At 69.2% G+C, this 18,887-nt stretch carries 17 protein-coding genes; 5 read left to right on the forward strand and 12 right to left on the reverse strand.

The window, feature by feature from the left end:
- Window positions 1–17: 17 nt before the first annotated feature.
- Both IL992_RS33720 and IL992_RS33725 read right to left on the reverse strand, forming a co-directional pair.
- On the reverse strand, window positions 18–182 hold the full coding sequence (locus IL992_RS33720) for a hypothetical protein (RefSeq protein ID WP_193207371.1): 165 nt from the start codon (window positions 180–182) through the stop codon (window positions 18–20).
- A gap of 75 nt (window positions 183–257) precedes the next feature.
- A complete protein-coding gene (locus tag IL992_RS33725; protein WP_193207372.1) occupies window positions 258–1,160 on the reverse strand; it encodes a VOC family protein in 903 nt (300 codons plus the stop codon).
- A 233-nt stretch (window positions 1,161–1,393) separates the two neighbouring features.
- On the opposite strand from IL992_RS33725, the gene IL992_RS33730 reads away from it, so the two are divergent.
- A complete protein-coding gene (locus IL992_RS33730) occupies window positions 1,394–2,086 on the forward strand; it encodes a HEAT repeat domain-containing protein (protein WP_319018993.1) in 693 nt (230 codons plus the stop codon).
- 6 nt (window positions 2,087–2,092) lie between these two features.
- Window positions 2,093–3,097, forward strand: a complete 1,005-nt coding sequence (locus IL992_RS33735; RefSeq protein WP_193207373.1) for a HEAT repeat domain-containing protein — start codon at window positions 2,093–2,095, stop codon at window positions 3,095–3,097.
- Between the two features lie 135 nt (window positions 3,098–3,232).
- Here the strand turns inward: IL992_RS33735 and IL992_RS33740 are convergent, their stop codons facing one another.
- The 4 genes from IL992_RS33740 to IL992_RS33755 are packed head-to-tail and all read right to left on the reverse strand — an operon-like array spanning window position 3,233 to window position 7,400.
- Window positions 3,233–4,561 carry an FAS1-like dehydratase domain-containing protein gene (locus tag IL992_RS33740; RefSeq protein ID WP_193207374.1) on the reverse strand — a complete coding sequence of 443 codons (1,329 nt, stop codon included), beginning with the start codon at window positions 4,559–4,561 and terminating at the stop codon, window positions 3,233–3,235.
- On the reverse strand, window positions 4,561–5,730 hold the full coding sequence (locus IL992_RS33745; RefSeq protein WP_193207375.1) for an FAS1-like dehydratase domain-containing protein: 1,170 nt from the start codon (window positions 5,728–5,730) through the stop codon (window positions 4,561–4,563). Before IL992_RS33745 ends, IL992_RS33740 begins: the two co-directional genes overlap by 1 nt.
- 45 nt (window positions 5,731–5,775) lie before the next feature.
- Window positions 5,776–7,131 (reverse strand): AMP-binding protein, encoded by a 1,356-nt coding sequence (locus IL992_RS33750; RefSeq protein WP_193207376.1) that lies wholly within the window; start codon window positions 7,129–7,131, stop codon window positions 5,776–5,778.
- Window positions 7,128–7,400 (reverse strand): acyl carrier protein, encoded by a 273-nt coding sequence (locus IL992_RS33755; protein WP_193207377.1) that lies wholly within the window; start codon window positions 7,398–7,400, stop codon window positions 7,128–7,130. The genes IL992_RS33750 and IL992_RS33755 overlap by 4 nt, the downstream gene beginning before the upstream one ends.
- 409 nt (window positions 7,401–7,809) lie before the next feature.
- On the opposite strand from IL992_RS33755, the gene IL992_RS33760 reads away from it, so the two are divergent.
- Complete coding sequence (locus IL992_RS33760; protein ID WP_193207378.1) at window positions 7,810–9,108, forward strand: MFS transporter; 1,299 nt, start codon at window positions 7,810–7,812, stop codon at window positions 9,106–9,108.
- Between the two features lie 20 nt (window positions 9,109–9,128).
- Here the strand turns inward: IL992_RS33760 and IL992_RS33765 are convergent, their stop codons facing one another.
- The 3 genes from IL992_RS33765 to IL992_RS33775 are packed head-to-tail and all read right to left on the reverse strand — an operon-like array spanning window position 9,129 to window position 12,471.
- Window positions 9,129–10,589 carry a hypothetical protein gene (locus tag IL992_RS33765; protein WP_226874241.1) on the reverse strand — a complete coding sequence of 487 codons (1,461 nt, stop codon included), beginning with the start codon at window positions 10,587–10,589 and terminating at the stop codon, window positions 9,129–9,131.
- On the reverse strand, window positions 10,586–11,911 hold the full coding sequence (locus IL992_RS33770; RefSeq protein ID WP_319018994.1) for an MFS transporter: 1,326 nt from the start codon (window positions 11,909–11,911) through the stop codon (window positions 10,586–10,588). Before IL992_RS33770 ends, IL992_RS33765 begins: the two co-directional genes overlap by 4 nt.
- Window positions 11,908–12,471: a winged helix-turn-helix domain-containing protein gene (locus IL992_RS33775; protein WP_319018995.1), complete on the reverse strand. Its 564-nt coding sequence runs from the start codon at window positions 12,469–12,471 to the stop codon at window positions 11,908–11,910. The genes IL992_RS33770 and IL992_RS33775 overlap by 4 nt, the downstream gene beginning before the upstream one ends.
- Window positions 12,472–12,659: 188 nt before the next feature.
- Between IL992_RS33775 and IL992_RS33780 the strand changes: the two genes are divergently transcribed.
- Window positions 12,660–13,097 carry an ester cyclase gene (locus tag IL992_RS33780; protein WP_193207380.1) on the forward strand — a complete coding sequence of 146 codons (438 nt, stop codon included), beginning with the start codon at window positions 12,660–12,662 and terminating at the stop codon, window positions 13,095–13,097.
- A gap of 62 nt (window positions 13,098–13,159) precedes the next feature.
- On the opposite strand, the gene pntB is transcribed toward IL992_RS33780, so the two are convergent.
- Window positions 13,160–14,566 carry a Re/Si-specific NAD(P)(+) transhydrogenase subunit beta gene (gene pntB, locus IL992_RS33785; RefSeq protein ID WP_193207381.1) on the reverse strand — a complete coding sequence of 469 codons (1,407 nt, stop codon included), beginning with the start codon at window positions 14,564–14,566 and terminating at the stop codon, window positions 13,160–13,162.
- 2 nt (window positions 14,567–14,568) lie between these two features.
- On the reverse strand, window positions 14,569–16,134 hold the full coding sequence (locus IL992_RS33790; protein ID WP_193207382.1) for a Re/Si-specific NAD(P)(+) transhydrogenase subunit alpha: 1,566 nt from the start codon (window positions 16,132–16,134) through the stop codon (window positions 14,569–14,571).
- Window positions 16,135–16,662: 528 nt separating this feature from the next.
- Between IL992_RS33790 and IL992_RS33795 the strand changes: the two genes are divergently transcribed.
- The gene (locus tag IL992_RS33795; RefSeq protein ID WP_319018996.1) at window positions 16,663–17,886 is read left to right on the forward strand and encodes a hypothetical protein; all 1,224 of its coding nucleotides are present in this window, start codon (window positions 16,663–16,665) and stop codon (window positions 17,884–17,886) included.
- 128 nt (window positions 17,887–18,014) lie between these two features.
- Here the strand turns inward: IL992_RS33795 and IL992_RS33800 are convergent, their stop codons facing one another.
- Complete coding sequence (locus tag IL992_RS33800) at window positions 18,015–18,467, reverse strand: hypothetical protein (RefSeq protein WP_193207383.1); 453 nt, start codon at window positions 18,465–18,467, stop codon at window positions 18,015–18,017.
- Between the last annotated feature and the right edge of the window lie 420 nt (window positions 18,468–18,887).

Raw genomic sequence — 18,887 nt, forward strand, 5'->3', positions numbered from 1 at the left:
AGCGTGGTCGGCCCTGGTCAAGTGAACCGGCCGAGGTCGGCGAGCGGGATCGACGCGTGCGGCCGCACCGGCACCAGGTCGGCGAGCTGGAAGACCTGAGCAGCCGTGAGGACCGGCCGCTCTTCGGGCTTCTCCTCGCCGGCACCGCGAAGGAACCGGTGCGTGCGGCATGAGGTCCTCATGCCTCAGGCCCGCGCCGCCTGGGCCGGCACTTCGCGGTACGGCGGGCTGTCCAGGCGTGAACCAGGGATACTTCCTCAGTCGTAGTTGGAGATCTCGATGAGGTTGTGGTCCGGGTCACGGATGTACAGGCTCGTGATCGGGCCGAGCGCGCCGGTCCTGGGGACCGGACCCTCTTCTATGGGCACGCCGGCAGCGGTCAGGTGAGCGGCCACCTGATCCAGGGGCGAGTGGGTGATCAGGCAGAGGTCGGCGCTGCCCGGCACGGGGCGGAGGGCGTGTGGCCGGATCTCGTGCCCTGCCTGGTGCAGGTTGATCTTGCTGGAGCCGAAGGTGAGCGCGTGGCGGCCACCGCTGAAGGTCACCGGCTCCATTCCGAGGGCGTCCCGATAGAAGCCGATCGTCCGGGGGATGTCGGCCACGGTCAGGACCAGGTGATCGAGGCTCGCGATGCGGACGGCGAAGGTCTCCTTGACGGACTCCCAGGCGACCGGTGGCAGGAGGTCCCGGTTGCGGGCGAAGAACGCGTGAAGCGCGGGCCCGTGCGTCGCGCGGATGTCCGCGTTGTGCCGGGCGACGTCGATCTCGTTCGCGGCCGTGATCAGGATGAACGCCCGGAGTTCGGCGTCGGAGGGGTCAACAGGCCGGCCCGTGAAGCGGTCCACGAAGCGCAGGGCGGGATAGGTGGCCGCGCGGTCGCAGGAGGCGTAGAGATACACCAGCGCCTCGGCCGGGGCTCCGATCACCCCGGCCAGCACGGCCCGATCGGCGAGGTCGAGGAGTCGGTGGTCGAAGCCGTCTGTGCCGTAGGCCGCGTGACACAGACCGGAGAGTCGCACCTCTTCGGGCGCGTCCCAGTCCTTGAGCTGGGCAGCGACGCGGTGCAGGTGCTCCAGGAGTGTGCCGCCGGGATGAGGGATCTCGGCGGCGCCCTTGGAGACGAGGAATGCTGTCGAATCCGCAAAGGTATCCGCTGTCATGTTCGCCTTGTATACACCAGCGGGTGAGACCGACGCGGACAGGTGTACGGATCCTCGAGCCCGATCCTGTCGCTCAAGAGCAGATCGCGGCCCTCAGATGATGTGCTGCGAAATTGTTCCATGGCGGCCAAGCGGCGGCGCCCGCGCCGCCGCGACCGCCGACTCGTCGAGGGTGCCTGGACATCTCACGGCGTGGCCCCGCTTGACCTTGACACAGTGACAAGGCCTTCACTGTGGCCAAGGAGGTGGTGGTTCCGATGACCATGCCGCAAGACGACACGAACACCTTGCGCGCTCTTCGAGGGCTGGAGAACAGCAGCTCGTCGGTGCGGCTGCAGGCAGTGCTGGCGGTCGGCACGACCCCGGACCCGCGGTTCATCGACAAGCTCGTCGAACGATGCGCGATCGAGCCCGATTTCTACGTGCGCGACATGCTCACGTGGGCGCTCACTCGTCACTCGTCGTCGATGACGGTTCCGAAGCTCGTCGACGAACTCCGCTCGGAGCGTGCGCAGGCGCGAAGCCAGGCGTTGCACACGCTGTCCAAGATCGGGGATCGGCAGGCGTGGCCGGCGATCACACGGGCGCTGCTCACCGACACCGACGACGAGGTGGCGCGGAGTGCCTGGCGAGCAGCGGTCGTACTCGTGCCCGAAGGTGGAGAATCCGAATTGGCCGGGGTGTTGGCGATACAGCTCGGACGCGGCGAGCGTGAGACGCAGTTGAGCCTCAGCCGGGCGCTGATCGCGCTCGGCGAGGTGATCATGCCGACCCTGCGCGCCGCGATGACGAATCGCGACCCTCGCGTGCGTCAGCACGCGATCGCCACGGAACGGCTGTTGCGCAACCCGGATGCGGGATTCGAGTTCGCGATCGAGGAGGCGAAGCGCGTCGCTGTCCTCGGCACGGCCGGCCAGGAGGGGTGACAGGCGGTGTTGATCGGTGATGTGGCACGACGGTCCGGGGTCAGCGCCCGCATGCTCAGGCATTACGAATCGCTCGGCCTGGTGCGGCCAACGGGTCGTACCGAGGCCGGCTATCGGGAATACTCCAGCGAGGACATCCGGCGGGTCTTCCATATCGAGAGCCTGCGGTCACTGGGGCTGTCGCTGCGTGAAGTCGGGCGCGCGCTGGATGATCCCGGCTTCACGCCCTCGGAGCTCGTCGACGACCTCATCCGCCAGACGCGAGAACGGATCGCGGCCGAGACGGAACTGCTCACGCGACTGCGTCGGATCGGTGCCGCGGAACCCGCCGACTGGGAGGACGTCCTCCGGATCGTGGCACTCCTCCAGGCCTTGGGGTCGGAGAGCGCTGGGAAGCGCCAGCGCGCGGCCTTGTCCTCAGCCGAAGAGGCTCCGGTGCCAGTGGAAGCCCTGGTCGAGGCGGCGTTGAGCGAGACGGACCCGAACGTCGCCGGAGCCCTTCGCTGGGCTCTGGCGCGATCGGGCGGCAGCGGAGTGCCGCTGCTGGCGGAGGGTCTCGACTCACCCGTGGCCGAGGTGCGGAAACGCGCCGTCCAGTCCATCGCCGAGATTCCGAACGATGAGGCGACCGCACTGCTGCGGCACGCCCTCACGAACTCCGACGTCATGGTTCGCAGGTGTGCGGCCCTGGCGCTCGGGGCGCGTGGAGTGGCCGGCGCGGTCCCGACGCTCATCGACATGATCGTCGAGGGGGCGAACGACGTCGATGCGGCCGATGCACTGAGCACGCTGGCGAGTGATCCCGCGTTGGCGGACCAGATCGCTACCAGGCTCGTCGACCGCCTCGCCCACGGCGGCATCGAATCGTCCGCACGTCGGCGGCTGACACAGGCGCTCGCGGACATCCCGGGGATCACGACGTCACATGCCCTCGCAGATCTGTCGAACGACGAAGACCGTGCCGTTGCGCTTACCGCCACATACATTCTCAAGCTGCGCAACGCACAATGACCTGCGTGCGCGGGGACCAGGTGCCGCTGGTCACCGCCGGCTGAGCCACCGCATCGTCGGCCGACGCGGAGCAGGGCTCCGCACGATCTGAATCGATCGGGATGGCCTGGGGCCGTTCCCGGACGGCGGGGATCCTCAGAACCATTCAGCCCGACGATGTACGTCGAACGGCACGTACTCGGGAGGGGTGGCGTGGGGGACCGGCAGGACCGGCCGACCCATTGCCTCCGAAGGCAGGAACACGGTCGCGTACCCGAGGCAGTGGACCTCATCGCGCTGGTTGAGGCCGACGATCTCGACGGCGACCGCCGTGTATGGCACGGTTCGCCTCGCTGCATCCGTCTTCTCCGCGACGTACTTGCGGATCACCTTGCCCTTATAGATCGCCGCGTCCCCGTAGAAGATCGGCCTGCGCATGGTGGTGTACATGCGGTGCACGAACGCGTTGTCGCCCGCCCAGTTGGTGAGCAGCCGGATCGGCGCCTGCGCGCGCTGGATGCCGAAGTCGAAGGGCAGCGGCTGGCACCGATAGGGCGCGAGATACCTGTCCTCGTGCTCGTCATACGGGGTGTAGGGCCATCCGGTCACAGGATGGGTCCGGGCGAAGGCGGGGTTCTGGCGAGACCGCCGGTAGGCGGGCCGGAACGCACGCACCAGGCGCGTGCCGTCCAAGGCGGCGAGGAGCCCATGGTCCAGCGACTGATAGGTCAGCGCGTCCCGGATGCTGTACGGGGGCTGCACGATGTTCGGCAGTTCGTCGCCTTCATCGACTTCCTCCCAGGACAAGACGCGCGCACCACGGCGCCGCTCACTCTCGAGCGCCTCGGTGAGTTTCTCGATCTCGGCGGATGAATAGCGATGGGGCTCGCGGTTGTAGAGCATCCGCTCGCCCAACCGCTCGACCGGCATCACGCGGGTCCCGCCCATCTGCTCAACCGGCAGATGGATGAGGCGTCCGTAGGCCTTCGCTTTCAGCGCACCGCAGTTGGTCCAGTAGAAGTTCTCGGAGTGATGGAAGATGACCTTTCCTTGCCGCCCATGGGTGACGACGAGCTCGCGGGGGATCTTCGACGAGGTGAAACGCATTCCGGGACGCAGCACGTCGTAGAACTCCCACGCCACCCCCGACAGGAAGTTCGCCACGGGATATCCCTGCGGTCGCTGCGCGCCATGGTCGGCCGGAAAACGGACGTGGATGAGGATGGTGGGAGGGGCGATCTGGCTGCCCAGCCAGGACTGTTCCCCATAGGCCGGATCCGTGTAGAGCGGGTTGTCCTCGCCGATGGCGTAGGCGTAACGCCGGATCACGTCCTCTGTCAGGATCAGTGCACTGGGCACGGGGACGGCGTTGGGATCCAGGGGCGGCGCGGGATGCGGCGGCGGGAGATCTTCCGTGCTTTCCTTGTGGAGAAGTCGCCTGCTTCGTTCGATGAACTCTGCCAGGGCTTCGTCGAAGGTCTGCATCAGTTCTCCAGCGGTACATCGCAGGCCAGTCCTCCCCGTACGGGGAGCCTGACCGGCTTTCCACGGTCCGGCAGGAACACGACGGCGTGAGCCTCCACGACGGACTCGCCGAGCTGGTTCCTTCCCGCCACCCGGAGAGTGATCGCGTGGTAACGGGTCCTCGCCTCATCGGTCGCCGTGTAGCGGTCGATGACCGTTCCGGTCAGCCGCAGAGCATCGCCATAACGGAAGGGCTGGATGATGCGCACGCTCAACTGCCGCAGGAACGCGTCGTCGCCCATCCAGTGCGTCACGTGCTGGCCGGCGAGTGTGAACAGCAGACCTCCGGGCGCGCTGGGCCCGGAGGGGTCCGTGACCGCCGAATCCAGCGAGGTCTCGGCCCTGTCCCAGGCCGGCCACCCGGTGACCGGACTCGGCGCCCGCCGCCCCTTGAGCCCGGCCAGCCGCTCGTGGTGCAGGTTGCCGGCTCGTACGGGGCGGCCCTCGGCGAAGACCCACAGCTCGAGGTCGGACAGCGTCAGCGGACCCTTCAGCATGGCCGGTGTCGCCTCTCCCACGGCGACGTCGCTCCACAAACGCGGGACCGCGCCACGGGAGGGCTCTTCTGTGTCCAGCTCCCGCACCATACGCTCGACGTCGGCGGGCTCATACCGGTGGATCGAGCGATGCGGGAACAGCGAATGGTCCTCGTCGAGCGGGGCGACCTCGACCTCCGCCCAGCCGCGCGCGAACCCTACTCCGTTGCGCTGGTACTCCACGGTGGACAGGACGCAGGCCCGTGCCCCGCCGGCCTCGGTGAGGCGCCGGCTGACATCGCTGACACAGACGCGTCCGGCGAGGGCGTCACCCAGCCGGACGGTGTCGTCCCAGCCGAGGTGCAACGAGCTCAGCGTGCCGATCAGCCGGTGCTCCGTCAGGTCGAGCACCCCGGCCGAGGCGGGCGCGCGGACCGCCAGGACGAACGTCGGGGGCGCGAGCATCGTGTGGTGGACCGAGCCCGCGCCGTACTGCACGTCGAGGTAGAGCGGGTTGTCATCACCCGACGCGTCGACGAACCGGCTGACATTGATCCAACTCGCCACGCCGACACCCGGCTCGATGTCGGGGGCCACGCAGCCGATGACCCTTCTGCTCGACCGGATCAGCCGCTCGATCTCGTCGTGTTCCACGGTGTCGTCCTCCTCCACGGTGGAGGTACCGACGCGATACCGGTATCAGTCAGGACCGGTCGCCAGTTCGTCCGCGAGTGTTCCATAGTCGATCTTGCCGCTGCCGGTCAGCGGGAGCCGGTCGACGTCGAGGACGCGGATGAAACGGGTAGGTATGCGGATGAGCTCGCCCGCGTGCCGCGACAGCTCACGCCTCGACGTCGTCGCGTCACCAGCCCTCCGCGCCAAGACCAGCTGCCCCGACAGTTCCAGGGCGGCCACCCGCCCATGTGCCACCAACAGTATTTCCAGCTCGTCGAGGTTCACCCGCCGACCGCTCAGTTTCGCCATGCGGCGCTTACGGCCGACGATCGAGTAGAACCCCTCGTCATCGACGCCGGCGAGGTCGCCCGTCCCGAGCCGCCCGCGGTTGACGTCACCGGAGGCGAGATCCCCTCGCCGTCGCGCGTACCCCAGCATGACGTTGGGTCCCTCGTAGAGCAGTTCCCCGTCGGCGGCGAGCGCCAGGCGGCCACGGGGCACCGGCACGCCCACGCGATCCGGCTTGTCCAGCAAGCGGTCGGGCGGTACGTACGCGATCCGCGCGGTCGCCTCGGTCTGGCCGTACATCACGACGAGCCGTCCGCCCCGTTCGAGCATGTGATGTCCGAAGCGGAGCACCGTCTCGGGCTCCATACGGCCTCCGGCCTGGGTCAGGGTCCGCAGGTCCGGCAGTGTGGTGTCCTCGAAGCCGATCCGGGTGAGGATCGTGTAGGTGTAGGGCACACCGGCCAGGGAGGTGCACGCGTTGTCCCTCATGGCCTCCCAGAACTGTGGCCGCACGATGCTTGCACCGGGGAACACCACGGACGCCCCGGCGAACAGGTGGGAGTTGAGGACCGAAAGTCCGTAGGAGTAGTGCAGCGGAAGGGCCTGCACAGCCCGTTCGCCGCCGTCGATGTCGAGGATCCGGACGATCTGCGCGGCGTTGGCGTCGACGTTGCGCCGGCTGAGTCTCACGTATTTCGGGCTGCCGGTGCTTCCCGATGTGCCGAGGAGGACCGCCAGCTCGTCGTCTATGGGCCCGTCCGACCTGTGGAGCCGTTCGAAGCCGTCGCCGTCCAGCAGGAACTCGACCTGGTAGAGATCCAGGAGGCGGGCGATCGCGTCCCTGCCGGCGGCGCCGTCGACCATCATGACGGCGTGGCCGGCCGCCATCGCGCCGAGATAGGAGATGGCTGACTGGGCGTCCGGACGACACAGGCAGGCCACCAGGGCCTTGCGCCGGCTGGGGATGGCGGCGGCTCGCCGGAGGACGTCGGCCGCGAGCTCGGCGTAGGTCCAGCTCCGTTCGGCCCGCCTGTCCACGAGGGCGGTGTCGGACGGTGGCCGGTCCAACCACCCCAGAAGCGCCGGTCTCATGAGCCGCCGCGATCCTTTGACCTCAGCACGGCGGCGGCGGAGGCGTAACTGTCGATTTCCAGCACGTCCTTCTCCTCGAGCGATACCCCGAAGGTTTGCTCAAGAGTGATGACGAGCGACATGTGGCCCAGCGAATCCCAGTGTCGATGCTGCCCGAAGACCAACGTGGTCACGTCGGTTTCCGCAGGCAGATCCAGCCCCGCCGTGAAGGCTTCGGACAACATCTGCTCGAATCCGGGCCCGTCTTGCGCGGAATTCAGCGACGACATTCCGGATCTCCGTAGTCCTGGCAGCCGAGATGCCTGCTGCCTTGAGCCGAAACGATCGTTGGTCTTGCCCCGTGCGAGGCGTGATGCTGACGTGCTGCCCGCATCGGGGACGCCAATTCAGGGGTTGGCGTTGCGGTAGGGATTCTTGAACGAAGAAGGACGTTCACGCTCACCGACCCCCTGGCTGCGGCCTCGATGGCGAGCATGAGTCGCACCAGGTCCGAGGGGAAGGATCTGCTCAGGCTGCCGAGATCGCTCGGTCGATCAGGCATGACGGCAGAAAGCCGGTAATCGGGGACCGCCCCGGTCGCGGGACTCGCCTGGTAGCGCACAGACGTCGTGAGGTCCGCGGGCGGACCGGCGTGTGGATTCGCCGGAACCGAGAGGAAGATCTGCTGAGGGAGAACCGTTGGCCAGGGACGCGGCGGGGGAGCAGCCCCGACCACTGTGGAGGAACCGGAACTTCACCGTTTTCCTCGGCGTGCAGACCCTGTCCGTCGCGGGGGACTCCTTCTCCATTCTGGCGATGCCGCTGCTGGTTCTCCACGCGACGGGCTCCGTCGTCCAGATGGGCCTGCTGACCGGCCTGGCGGGGGCCGCGTCGATCTTCGCGGGAATCTTCGCCGGGGTGCTGGCCGACCGGGTGAACCGACGGGCCCTGCTGATCGCCTGCGACGTTGTCCGGGCGCTCGTCTACGCGCTCGTCCCGCTCGTCTGGCTCTTGTCTCCGCGGGTCTGGCTCCTCTACGTCGTCGTACCGATCGGCGCCGCCCTTGGCATGGTTTTCCAGGTCACGTACGTCACCGTCGTGCCCGGCCTCGTCGACGAGGGCCAGATCATGAAGGCCAACAGCCGTCTCTACGGGACGTACTCCATCGCGAACATCACCGGACCCGTGCTCGCCGGTCTCGTCTCGGCGATGTACGGCCCGTCCGCCGCGATCGCGGCGGACGCGGGAAGCTTCGCCGTGTCCGCCGCCGGCCTGTGTTTCGTCCGCCCGCGGTCGCGGAGCGCCCTCGCCGCCGGGGAGGCGCCGCCGCCCGTACCGCGAGCGGGCTGGAAGGACGTCCTGGTGGGAGCGCGCTTCCTCTGGAGACATCCGGCGCTGCGATCGCTGACGCTCCTTCTGTCGTTCCTGACATTCCTCACCCTCGGCCTGAACGACCTGATCATCTTCCATCTGAAGCACGATCTCGGGCAGCCCGACAGTGCGGCCGGATACGTGCTGGCGTCCGCCGCGGTCGGGTCGATGGCCGCCGCCGTCCTCGCGGGTCTCGCACGCGGATTCCTCGGATTCGGCGCCTGCTGGATCGGCTCGTACGCGCTGTGCGGTGTGGCCATCTCGTTCATCGGCCTGTCCGCGAACGTTCCCACGATGGCGGTGCCGGCGACCGTCTTCCTCTTCTGCAGGGGCATCGCCGGGATCTGCTCTATGTCATTGCGGCAGGAGGTGACCCCGGATCGCCTGCTGGGACGTGTCACCTCGGCGTTCTGGACCATCCACGCGGCCCTCGGCCCGATCGGCGCGGCCTTGCTGACCTGGGGGGCCGCTCGTTACGGCGTCGCGGTCGTCTGCCTGGCGGCAGGGATCACCTGCCTGGTGACCGCCCTGTGCGCGACCCTGACTCCCATCCGCCACCCGCGCCCCGAGCTCCTGCCCGTCCTGGAAGGCCCTTCCGCTTCTCGCCTGCCTGGCAATATCGACTGACTATCTCCCGGCACCCTGCATCAACGCTGGGCTTTCCTCCCGCGAACATGGAGGGAGTCGCGGCCGAGGATCAGGGACTCCACGCTGGCTGTCTCCCTGTCTGCCCGTATTCCGTGTGGGCCATCGAAGGCATCGGCCCGGAGCCGGAACCGGCTCACATCGTCGACTTCGAAAACGCGCAGTTCCCAACGCCGATTCGGGGAGTCCTGTCCGCTGGGTGGGTGGGCGAGAACCACGACGGCGGAGGAATCTTCCGGTGTCTCATAACGGGTGTGTGCGGCTGTGTACCTGGCGAGCCGGAGCCCAGCCTCCGGCGGTAGGTCGAGATCCGGTCCTGCCGGGAGGTGCGGGAGCGCCGCCCCTGCCGCCCCAGATGCGGTGATTCCTTCGATCCATTCTTCAGTGGTGTCCGGGAGTCGCTCCTCGCGGACGACGCGACGTAGTTCACCGGTAAACCAGGGCGCCAGGGCGGAGCCACCCTTCTTGATCCACGTCTCGACCAGGTTATGGAAGGCTCTCTCGCGGCGGCTGCCTCGGAGGGCGCCTGCGGCCAGGATGCCGGTACCCGCGCCGGCGAGCGCCCTGGCGAACAACCGGACGGGGATCCGATCGGCGAAGCGGGCGTGGCGGACCGCGCGGATCTGCAGCATCGCGCTGTGCACAATCCTGGCGGCGACCAGGACCGCGCCCTCTGGTCGTGGTCGCCGTCGCTCAGGTGTGCGACGGGTTTGTTCCTCACGTGGTGGCGTCCGCTGGTCGGCGGCCCGGCCGGCGGTGGAAAGATGCCAGGACCGGTCATCGGGGTACGCGGTGCCGCTGGTCGCGCGTAGCTGTCCGCTTGCGCCGACGCCGATCACTATCCCCTCCGCCCCGACATGCAGGGCGACTCCCATGCGCTCGTCGGAGTCGAAGCGTACGTCGGTGACGTCCTCCAGCCACAGGTTCAACCTGGGCGGTTTTCCCGCCTGCAGGCCGGTTTCGTAGCGGCGCGGGGCGAGCAGGACGAGGCACCCGGTCAACCGGGTGCCGGCACGTTCGACCAGCAGGGTGTGGACCTGGGCGGCGGCGAAGTCATAGTCGCTTGCGAGTTCGAGCGCGGCCTCGGCCGTCAGCGGCCTGAACGCCGGTCTCACGCGCCCCAGATAGTCCCTTATGTGCGGAGGCTTCGCTACCTGTGGCGGTAGGAAGCGCTCCAGCGGGTGCCCTGCCGCCGCGGCCTGCTTGATCACCCAGCTTCGCCGCTCCGATCCGAAATCGGCCATCCACGCGAGGGCAGCGCGGGCACGCCGTTCCCGCCCAGCGGAGGTGGGGGCGGTCGCAGCATGGAACAGGGGGAAGGTGTTGTTGTCCCACACGTCCGCGACCTCGTAGATCGCTTGCCGGTCGTACGTCCGTGCGTCTGCTGACGCCTCCGCGATCTGTACGAGCGACCTGTCCAGCAACGAGCCCAGGGCGCCCAGCGCCGTCCCACTTCTGATCATCTCGACGAGATATCACGATCGGTCTGCACCATGCGGTTGTACCGATGAAGGACCGGTGCAGCATGGTCGGCAAGACGTGGGGGGGTGGGGAAGTCGCGTAGGGGGCGGAATGGGCTGAGCAGCAGGATGGCGACCGAGCAGAGCTGGATGAAAGCCATCAGCCCCAGGGTCTCGCGTACGCCGATCGCGTCGCCCAGCAGGCCGCCGAGCAGCCCGCCGAGGGGGATCGCGCCGTAGTTCAGGGCCGAGGCGCTCGCGGTGATCCGCCCGAACAGTTCGGCCGGGCAGTAGTGCTGGCGGAAGGTGCTCGTCAGGATGTTCGAGGCCACGACGCCCAGGCCGGTGCCGAAGCCTGCGGCGGTGAAGAGCACCAGTCCCGTGCCGCCGCTGCCGATCGGCCCGAGCAGAGCCATCGGTGCGGCGAGCGCCTCGCACAGCAGGAATCCCCGTGCCGTTCCGAATCGTGCGGCCATCCGGCCGGACAGCGCGGCGCCGAACAGGCCGCCCGAGCTCGCCACGGCCAGCACGACACCCACCTGTCCTGGCCCGGCGTCGAGATCCCGGGTGAGGAACACGACCTGGATCGAGGAGTAGCCCATCAGGGCGATGTTGGACATCGCGCCGAAGGCGGTGAGTGTGCGCAGGTATGGGTCGCGGACGACGAACCGCAGCCCGTCGAGGATCTCCGCGCGCAGCCGCGGTCGCGCCGGACTCTCCCGGCGGGTCTCGCGCGTGCCCACGGAGCGCAGGCACAGCACGGCGATCGCGAAGCTGACCGCGTCGGCCAGCACGCCGCTGACCGCGCCGAACCACTGCGCGAGCAGCCCCGCCAGCCCGGGACCGGCGATCTGCGCGGCCGATTCGCTGCCCTGGAGCTTGGCGTTGGCTTCCAGCAGCCGCTCGCGCTCGACCAGGATGGGCAGGTAGGCGCGGTAGGCGAGGGTGAAGAACACCTTCGCCGCCCCGCCCGCCGTGGCCACCACGAGCAGGTGCGCCGCCGTCAGCGCGCCGGACCATGCCGCGATCGGCACGCTCGCGAACACCACCATGGACACGATGTTGCACACCAGCATCACCGGCCGTTTCGGCATCCGGTCCACCCACGCACCGGCGGGCAGTCCGACCAGCGGCCACGGCAGCCAGGCGGCCGCGGTCAGCAGCCCGACGGTGAGTGGGCTCGCGTGCAGTGTGACCACGGCGACCAGCGGAAGCGCCACGCCGCCGACGGAACCGCCGAGCACGCTCGTCGTCTCGCCGATCCACAGGAGCCGGAAGTCGCGCGTCCCCAGCAGACCGCCCCGCACCACCGGCGTCGTGGTCACGGCCGGCCCGGTACGGCGCGGACGGTCAGGAAGACCAGCGTGCGCTCCTGCCCGTCGTCGGGGACCTCCCGATCGGCCAGCGAGGCGAACAGGGCGAAGATCTTCTCTTCCAGCTCGGCGAGCTCGGCGACCGACAGCCTCGCCCAGTGGTCGGTGGTGAACGCCGCTCGCCGCCACGCCTCCGGGTAGCCGTCGCGCTCGGCGAACCACTGCCGTACGAGGGCGGTCTGCCGGTCAAGGACGAGCGATTCCGCCGCCGCGGCCACGGGATCGTCGGGGAAGTCCGACGCCGACCAGCTGAGGACCTCCGGCGACCTGCGCCACCAGCGTTCCCGGCGGTCACGCGCGAGCTCGGGCACCTCCTCGACGAGTTCGCTCGCGGCGAGGACCTTCAGGTGGTGGCTGATGTTGCCGACGGCCTGCCCGGTCCTGTCGGCGAGCACCGACACCGTCGAGGGCCCGTCCACCCGCAGGATGTCGAGCAGCCGCCGGCGCAGCGGATGCGACATCGCGGCGAGCACCTTGGAGTCGCGCACTTCACGCGTCGGACGATCGTTCACCCGCTCACCCTAGACGTACAAGAGTTGTTGTGCAACAGCTATTGTGCTTTCTGGGTCGTGGCCTGCGACTGTCACGGCCGCTCGGCGAAGTACGCGGTTTTGCCAAGGCGAGGCATTCCGGGAACCAGGGAGAGACCGCTCTCTGCGTACATTGGAAAAGCCGATATTCGACAAACCGAGGGCACCCCATGGCCACTTTCTGGGACCTCAAGCACCGGCTGGCCGACGCGATCAACGCGCACGACGTACCGGGAATCCTCTTCTGCTACAGCCCCGGCGCCGTGTACGTCGCGCCGCCAGGCGTGGCGGAAGGACACGAGCAGATCGCCTGGCTGTACGAGCAGTTCTTCACGGGGTTTCCGGACTTCCACGTGACGGCCTGGTTCGAGCTCGGCGACTGCGACAATCCCGCCGTGACGGAGTGGACCTATACCGGCACCCACACCGGGCCTTTCCTCCTGCCCGACGGGAGTGAGGCAGAGGGAACGGGCCGCCACATCACGCTCCGCGCCACCTGCTCGACCTTCGTCGAGGACAGCAAGATCGTCACGCACCGCGAATACTTCGACCAGTTGGAGCTCTACAGCCAACTCGGCTTCGGACTGACGAAGCTCGAGTACGGGTGACCGCGGCCGGGAGGCGTCGTCCTCCCGGCCCGGAACGGCGGTCGTCGACAGGCTTGTGGCCGTCAGAGTGCGGAGACGATTTCCTCGACGCGTTGCCTGGCGTCGCCGAAGAGCATCCTGCTGTTGTGCCGGAAGAACAGCGGGTTCTGCACTCCGGCGTATCCCGTGGCCATCGACCGTTTGAAGACGACGACGTTCTCCGCCTCCCACACGCGCAGGACGGGCATCCCGGCGATGGGACTGTCCGGGTCCTCGACGGCCCCCGGATTGACGGTGTCGTTGGCGCCGATGACGAGGACGACCGACGTGGTGGCGAAATCGTCGTTGATCTCGTCCATTTCGAGCACGATGTCGTACGGCACCTTGGCCTCGGCGAGCAGGACGTTCATGTGACCGGGCAGGCGGCCGGCGACCGGATGGATGCCGAAGCGCACCTCGACGCCGCGATCCCGCAGTTTGCGGGTGAGGTCGGCGACCGGATACTGCGCCTGCGCGACCGCCATGCCGTACCCGGGGGTGATGACGACGGACTTGGCCTCCTTGAGCAGGTCGGCGGTCTCGGCGGCGGTGATCTCCTTGTGCTCGCCGTAGTCGTGGTCGCCGGCGGTCCCCGCCTCGATGCCGAAACCCCCGGCGATCACGGAGATGAACGAGCGGTTCATCGCCTGGCACATCACGTACGACAGGTAGGCGCCGGACGAGCCGACGAGGGCGCCGGTGACGATCAGCAGGTTGTTGTCGAGCAGGAACCCGGACGCCGCGGCCGCCCACCCCGAGTAGCTGTTCAGCATCGAGACGACGACGGGCATGTCCCCGCCGCCGATGGAGGCGACCAGGTGCCAGCCGAGCAGCAGCGCCACGGCGGTCAGCGCGACGAGCAGTCCGAGGCTCGGGGAGATCACGAAGAGCACGGTCAGGACCGCGAACGCCGCGAGCGCGCCCAGGTTCAGGGAGTTCTTGCCCGGCAGCATCATCGGGCGGGAGTCGATCCTGGCCGACAGCTTGAGGAACGCGACGACCGACCCGGTGAAGGTGAGCGCCCCGATGAACACGCCGATGGACACCTCGGCGTGGTGGATGCCCAGCAGCGAGCCGGGAACCTCCGCCTGCGCCCCGCCGCCGTTCTCGACCTCCAGGAAGCCGTTCCACCCGACCAGGACGGCGGCGAGACCGACGAAGCTGTGCAGTACGGCGATGAGTTCCGGCATGGCGGTCATCTCGACGATCCGGGCCCGCCAGAGCCCGACGGCGGCGCCGATCGCCATCGCGGCCAGGAGCAGGACCACCGCGAGGGCCTCACCGCCGTCCGCGGCGAGGACGACCGTCGCGGCGAGCGCGATGACCATGCCGGAGACGCCCAGTACGACGCCGGAGCGTGCGGTCTCGTGCTTGGACAGGCCGGCGAGGCTGAGGATGAACAGAAGGGCGGCGACGATGTAGGCGGCCTGCGCGGCCGTGGCGAGGGTCACGGTCAGCTCCTCGTGAACATGCCGAGCATGCGCCGGGTCACGGCGAAGCCGCCGACGATGTTGACGCTCGCCAGCAGGATGGCGACGAACGACAGGACGGCGACGACCGTGTCGCCCTGGCCGATCTGGAGCAGCGCGCCGACGACGATGATCCCGGAGATGGCGTTGGTGATCGACATCAGCGGTGTGTGCAGCGCGTGGTGGACGTTGCCGATGACGTAGTAGCCGATCACGATCGACAGGACGAAGACGGTGACGTGCTCGATCAGTGCGTTCGGGGAGAAGGCGGTCAGGAGGAACAGCGCGGCGGCGACGGCGGCGGTGACCAGGTGGCGCCGCCGTCCGGGCGGAGACGGCGGTCTCCCGGCGGGGGCCGCCGCTGTTCCCCGCTCCGGAGCCGAGGGGGCGGCGGGGGCGGCGGGGACCGCGCTCACCGGCACGGGCGGCGGCGGCCAGGTCTTCTCGCCGTCGCGGACGACGGTCATCGCGCGTTGCACGACGTCGTCGAAGTCCAGCACGAGCCGGCCGTCCTTGCCCGGCGTGAGCAGCTTCATCAGGTTGACGACGTTGGTGCCGTAGAGCTGCGAGGCCTGCGCCGGCAGCCGCCCCGCGAGGTCGGTGTAGCCGATGATGGTCACGCCGTTGCCGGTGACGACCGCCTCCCCGGGACGGGTGCCTTCGACGTTCCCGCCCTGCGCGGCGGCCATGTCGACGATGACGCTGCCCGGGCGCATGCGCGCCACGTGCTCGGCCGTGAGCAGCCGGGGGGCGGGACGCCCGGGGATCAGGGCGGTGGTGACGACGATGTCCACGTCGGCGGCCTGCTCGGCGTACAACTCGGCGGCGCGCCGGTCGTAGTCCCGGGAGGTCTCCCGGGCATACCCGTCCGTGCTCGCCTCCTGGGCGACCCCGACGTCGAGGAACTCCGCGCCCAGCGAGCGCACCTGCTCGGCGACCTCGGGACGGGGGTCGGTCGCCCGTACGACCGCGCCGAGGCTGGTCGCCGTGGCGATGGCCGCCAGCCCGGCCACGCCCGCGCCCGCCACCAGGACCTTGGCCGGGGGGACCTTCCCCGCCGCGGTCACCTGGCCGGTGAAGAGCCGCCCGAACGCGTGCGCCGCCTCGATGACGGCGCGATAACCGGCGATGTTCGCCATCGAGCTCAGCACGTCGAGCGCCTGCGCCCGGGAGACGCGCGGCACGGCGTCCATCGCGAGCACGGTGATCGGCCGTCGCGCGAGCGCGTCCACCAGGTCGGCGTTCGCCGCCGGGCCGATCAGGGAGACGAGCGTCGCGCCGTCATCCAATGCCGCGATCTCGTCCGCCGCCGGCGCGTTCACCTTCAGCACGACGTCGGCGTCCCACGTCTCCTCGCGGCCGGCGATCCGCGCCCCGGCCCTGGCGTACGCGTCGTCCGTGAAGCCCGACCGTCTGCCGGCGCCCGATTCGACGATCACCTCGTAGCCGAGCGAGACCAACTGCGGGACGGTGGCCGGGGTGGCCGCCACGCGTGTCTCGCCCGGCGCCGATTCGGCGACCACGCCCAGGCGCTGCGCTGAGTGACTCATCACGATCCTTTCTGTCGGGCAGGGTCGTCGGGTTGGCCGACCCTGAGGTCGCCGCCGTCCTCCGCTCACTCGTGGGTCGCGGTGGTATGGCACGGCGGCATGCCACGCGCCGCCGTAGGGCGGCGGTGAAAGGGATGGATGCGATTTGAGGTGAATAACGGGGAAATTGTCCCGACTTTCCCGCGCAGGGATCAAGGGATACCCGCCGGCGGTTGCCCACACGGCATGACTCCTCACATCTCCCGTTTCCCCGGGCGCTGCAATTTTCATCCGCTTTCATCCGCGACGCCGGCCTATCAGGCGAAAACCCGAGTTCGCGGGCGGCTCATGCAGGCGGCGCCGGAATCGCCCTGGCGCGGGACATCGGGCGCTTGACATCATTGCCGATCATGAGCACCGCCGCCGCTCGCTTCGTACGTCCCGGGGGAACAGACGGCAGGGGAGCAGGCGGCGGTCCGGGGGATGGCCCCGCTTCGAGGCGGAACGACACCCGCGGCGAGGGCCGGCAGGTGCGAGAGGAGACGGCACGTGACGGCTTTCGTCCAGGAAGCTGAGCACGACCCCGAGCACGGGGAACGAACGGGGCCCGGCACGGAGGCTCCCGGGCACGCGAGTCCCCCCGAAGGCGGGGTCGCCGCCGAACCGCTGCGGCGCAGCGCCACCGTCCGGGACGCGCTGCTGCTGTGGGTGGGCACCAGGGCCGGCATGCTCCTCGTGGCGGTCTACGGGATCCTGATCGTCTCCGGTCAGAACCACGCCCCGTTGCTGGAGCGGTGGAAGTTCTGGGACGTCGACCTGTTCCGGAAGATCGCGGAGTTCGGCTACGACGGCGACCCGAAGCTGGAGCCCGATCCCGGGTTGCCGGCGTTCTTCCCCGGCCTGCCGCTGGCGCTGCGGCTGGTCCATCTGGTGGTCGACGACTGGACGCTGGCCGGGCTGATCATCTCGTTCGTGGCCGGTGCGGTGGCCGTGGTGGCGCTGGCCCGGCTCGCCGATCGTGAGGGGCCCGCCGGCGCGGGACGCTGGGCCGTCCTGGCGCTGCTGCTGTGTCCCCCCGCCGTCTTCCTGTTCGCCGGCTACTCCGAGGCGCTCTTCCTCGCCTTCGCGCTGCCCGCCTGGCTGGCGGCCCGCCGCCGCGCCTGGCCGCTGGCCTGCGCCCTGGCCGCCGGGGCGTCCTGCGTACGGATCACCGGCCTGTTCCTCGCCGTCGCGCTGATCGTCGAGTTCGTCGTGAGCCGCATCCGGAGGGACGGCTGGGCGGGCTGGTGGCGGGGGGCCTGGCTGGCGCTGCCGTTCGCGCCGATCCTCACGTACGCCACCTACCAGCACTCCCGTACGGGTGACTGGCTGGCCTGGAACAACGCGCAGCAGACCGGATGGGGGCGGCAACTGGTCTGGCCCTGGGAGGCGTTCCGCACCACGTGGGACTCGACCGGCGGCGACGGCGGGTTCGCGCCGATGTTCCGTCTCGAGATCGCGGCGGCGATCGTGGGGGTGCTGCTGCTCGTCTGGCTGCTCGTCACCCGCCGCTGGGCCGAGTTCGTCTACGTCGGGCTGCAGCTGGGCGCGCTGATCACCTCCACGTTCTACATGTCGATCCCCCGGTCGGCGCTGCTGTGGTGGCCGCTGTGGGTGCTGATCGGCCGGGCGGGCGCCCGCCACCGGTGGGCGATCATCCTCTACGCCACGGTGATCGGGCCGCTCATGGTGCCGATGACGATGTCCTTCCTGAACAGCTCCTGGACCGGCTGACCCGCCGGTCGCCGCGTCCCGCCGCCTCGCCCTTCCCATCCGGCTCGGGCCGTCCCGTGGGAGCGGGACGGCCCTCCTCGCGCGTGCCGCTCGGGGGCGGCGCCGACCCCTGCGGCGGGCCGGTCGGCTCACTGGCCGAGGGAATCCACCTGAACGCGGCACACTCCGTACGGGCCGGTCGACTTCGCCTCCCGCACCGTCTTCCCGTCCACCTTGATCCGGCACGTCACCGTGCCCTCGGCCGCGGCGTTCTGCACCCATAGGCTGACAATCGGGGTTCCCTCCGCCAACTGCTGTGACTTGGTGAAGGGCAAGGAAACGCCGGCCTCCTGCTTGAGGGTGAAGCCCGAGGTGTAGGTGATGTTGCTCGCCGAGTCGGCCCCGCCCTTCCCCTCGGCCTCGAACACGACGTCGTGCTTGGGCCCGTCCGCGTCCACCGGGAAGCTCGGAAACGGAGTGAGCTGGGAGATGGCCTTGTTGACCTCCTCCGCCCCCTTGTTCGCCACGACCACCACGACCGCGAAGCACCCACCGAGGAGCAGCAGGAGAAGCCCGCCGATGATGGCCAGGATCAGACCCACCTTGGACTTCTTCGGTGGCGGCTGCGGCGGGTAGCCCGGCTGGGGCGGGTACCCGTACCCGGGGGGCGGGCCGTACGGGGGCTGACCGGGAGGACCTTGCTGGTACGCCATCGTCGAGAACTCCGGGGGGGTGGTGGTCTGGAACCTTGACGCAGTGGGGACGGACGGCGTCTCAGGCCGGATTACCCCTGGCCGGAGGGAGAGATCAGATTGTTAGGAAGATCCTTGTCGCGCGCTGCGGGCGACGCGACGTCGGTTCGTCCCGGCGTCGACACCGTCGCCCCGCCGTTCGGCCCTGGTCGGTTCCGTACCGACTTCGCCGTGGCCGGAGCCCTCGACCGCCTCCGGCCGGTCATCTCAGCGGGACCGGCACCCGCGAAAAGCAGATGCGGGCGCTTCGCCTGCCTTGGAAGGATGGCG

It is taken from the genome of Microbispora sitophila (genome assembly GCF_014892245.1).
Classification (GTDB): domain Bacteria; phylum Actinomycetota; class Actinomycetes; order Streptosporangiales; family Streptosporangiaceae; genus Microbispora; species Microbispora siamensis.